Here is a 2,948-nt window from a genome sequence, read left to right on the forward strand (position 1 = left end):
GTTCTGCGCGATGGCCTCCTCCAGCGCCTCACCCGGGCCGCGGCCGTTGACCAGATGGCGCTTGCTGCCCGTCCAGACTTTGATCAGTTCCGTCGCCAACTCGCCGATCTCCTCGGTCAGCAGCAGGTAGTTGAAGAACAGGTCGCCGTCGAATCCCTTGGTCGTGTCCAGGTCGCGGTGGAACTGCTGGAAGGCGGCCAGGCGGCCCTGCTGCAACGTCTGCAACTGCGGATCGGCCGGCCCCGGCGCGGCGGCCGAAGCGTTCTCCACCGTCTCGGCAATGAGGTGGGTGATGTACTCCAGGTCGGCCGGGCGCGAGAGGTAGTCGAGGTCGTTGGTATCGACCATCAGCACGGGCACGTCGGTCAGGCGCGACAGCCAGGCGTCGTAGGCCGCGGCGACCTCGGCGATGTAGTCCGGGTCGATGTCACGCTCGAACGGCCGGTCGCGCAGGGCGATGCGGCGCAGCAGCACCTCATGGTCGGCGCGCAGGTAGACGATCAGGTCGGGACGGGGAATCTTCTCGCCCAGCGCGGCGTGGACGCGGCCATACATGGCCAGCTCATCGTCCTTCAGATTGAGCCAGGCGAATAGCTCATCCTTGGCGAAGGTGTAGTCGGCCACCAGCGAGCCGCGCCGCAGCGCCGCCGGCACGGCCTGGTACTGCTGGTGGTAGCGGCTCAGCAGGAAGAAGATCTGCGTCTGGAAGGCGTAGCGCTCCCGATCCTGGTAGAACTTGGGCAGAAACGGATTGTCTTCGACGACTTCGAGCAGGATGCTGGCGTCAAAACGCGGCTGTAAGAGCCGGGTCAGCGTCGTCTTGCCGACCCCAATGACGCCTTCGATGGCGATAAACTTGTTGTTCATAGTTCCAAGGTAAGAGGCTCACGCCAAGAACGCCAAGAAGCAAAGGGCGCAAAGGAAAAGAGGTTCTTCTTTGCGTTCTTGGCGCCCTTTGCGCTCTTTGCGTGAGCTTCTCTTCACTCTGTCATACGAATTCGGCGCGGAGCATGTCTACCTGGTAGGGCTTGTCGCCGTCCATGGCCAGTTCGGCCGGGCTGTCGAGGATAATGCGCACCGGCGCGCCGATGATGCGCTCGGCCGTGGCCTCGATGTCGGCGAAGCTCAGACGGTGGAAGATGAACTTCAGCAGAAAGCCCAGCCCCACGATGCGGGCGATGCGCCACGGCTGCTTGCGCGCTCCGGTCACCGACTCGACCAGCGCCCGGTTGCGCTCCAGCACATCGAGCCGCGCGATGACCATGTCGCCGCCGGCCACCTCGATGCCGCCCAGGCGGGAGTAGGTGCGGTTAGAGTGGGGGAAGCGACCCTCCAGCGTCTCGCGCCGGACGAAGTTGTAGTAAACGGCGCGGTCCCACGGCCGGCACGCCTCGATGAAGCCGTCCACGATGGAGCCGGTGATGGCCGGGATGTCGGCCGAGCAGCCCAGGACGGTGTCCGCCCCCGGGCGCTCGCGGCGAAACCAGTCGCAGCCGGCCAACATGTTGCCCACCAGGCTGCCCTGATCGGGCAGGAACGCGACCGGCCGGGCGAAGCGCAGGCCCGCTTCGGCAGCTGTCGCCTCGTCAATGCCGACGACCAGCACATCCTCAACGTAGCGCGACGACTGGAGCGCGTCCACCACCCGCTCCAGCATCGTCCGGCCGCCCATGTCGATGAGCGCTTTCGGCTTGCCCTGGGTGTAGAGGAACAGCGGATCGAGCGGCTGCACCTGGCCGCCGGCGGTGATGAGACAGTGCATGGCGATGACCTCGGCTGCGAATTGGGCGTATTGTAGCGCGTTTGGACGGCATGGGAAATATCTCCCCCGCTCCCCCGCCCCCCTGCTCCCCGCTCTTCGATCCCTTGCCCCCGCCGCCCGCCCATGCTATACTTCAGCGATGTTCCCTCTAGGGTTCAGCCGGAGGGATGGCAGAGTGGACGATTGCAGCGGTCTTGAAAACCGCAGTGGGCGCAAGCTCACCGGGGGTTCGAATCCCTCTCCCTCCGCCTGGCGTTGACAACCGAGTGCGAAAACGGCTATACCCAAGTTGGGGGAGGTGCCAGAGAGGTCGATTGGGGCCGCCTGCTAAGCGGTTACCGGGGTTAAACTCGGTCATGGGTTCGAATCCCATCCTCCCCGCTCCACATTCCCGGCTGCGACATACGGCTCGGAAAAAGATGAGCAAGCCGGCACAGCGCTTGTCAACGGCGCGCAATTCGGGTATGCTTGGTGAAATGATGCGCCCTTAGCTCAGTGGATCAGAGCGTCTGGCTACGAACCAGAAGGCCGGGAGTTCGAATCTCTCAGGGCGTACCAAAATACGGGGTTTAAACCCCATCTAATCCCCACATAATCCCATATGTGGGGTTTTTGATTGTTTATGAAGCCCAAGTGGGGCTTATAGTGGGGCTTATGAAACAGTGCGCCCATTGTCATGAATGGAAAGATGAGAACGAATTTGCCTTCAGCAATCGACTTTTGGGCACTCGACAGAAGCACTGTCGCACATGCATGAGTGCGTTCAATAAAGCCTCGTACCAGAGTACGGACAAGTCCCAAAAGCTTGGCAACAGAAAACGGAGAACTGAGCTTGCCAAGCAGTATGTCTGGGATTATCTATCCACCCATCCTTGCGTTGACTGCGGAGAAGCTGACCCAATTGTGCTTGAGTTCGACCACGTAAATGGTGTCAAGAAGCTCGCAGTTACTCAGATGGTGTCGGATGGTTACAGCCTGGAAGTCACTCAAGCGGAGATTACTAAGTGCGTCGTCCGCTGTAAGAACTGTCACTGGCGACGACATTACAACGAGGGCGGTTGGTTCAGGGGGTAGATCGTCTGATCCACTGCAGGAGCAACCACGGCACGCGGGTTCCTCAGCCGAGGTTAAGCTAATTTGTAAGCTCAGGGCTGTTTAATTTCGTAATAGAGATGGTTCTCACATA

Annotated in this window: 2 protein-coding genes and 3 tRNA genes; 3 read left to right on the forward strand and 2 right to left on the reverse strand. The window is 61.2% G+C overall.

The window, feature by feature from the left end; all coding sequences use genetic code 11:
- Together ACE3UY_RS09785 and ACE3UY_RS09790 are read right to left on the reverse strand one after the other, a co-directional pair.
- A partial coding sequence (locus ACE3UY_RS09785; RefSeq protein WP_374687357.1) for a deoxynucleoside kinase occupies positions 1–867 on the reverse strand: 867 nt, incomplete at its 3' end.
- Between the two features lie 121 nt (positions 868–988).
- Entirely contained in the window at positions 989–1,762 is a 774-nt protein-coding gene (locus ACE3UY_RS09790) for a molybdenum cofactor guanylyltransferase (RefSeq protein ID WP_374687358.1), read from the reverse strand.
- A gap of 161 nt (positions 1,763–1,923) precedes the next feature.
- On the opposite strand from ACE3UY_RS09790, the gene ACE3UY_RS09795 reads away from it, so the two are divergent.
- The 3 genes from ACE3UY_RS09795 (at position 1,924) to ACE3UY_RS09805 (ending at position 2,320) form a co-directional block, all read left to right on the forward strand.
- Positions 1,924–2,010: transfer RNA gene (locus ACE3UY_RS09795), tRNA-Ser, on the forward strand.
- Between the two features lie 44 nt (positions 2,011–2,054).
- Positions 2,055–2,143: transfer RNA gene (locus tag ACE3UY_RS09800), tRNA-Ser, on the forward strand.
- A gap of 100 nt (positions 2,144–2,243) precedes the next feature.
- Positions 2,244–2,320, forward strand: a tRNA-Arg gene (locus ACE3UY_RS09805).
- Positions 2,321–2,948 lie beyond the last annotated feature (628 nt).

It is taken from the genome of Promineifilum sp. (SeqCode), assembly GCF_041918635.1.
GTDB lineage: Bacteria > Chloroflexota > Anaerolineae > Promineifilales > Promineifilaceae > Promineifilum.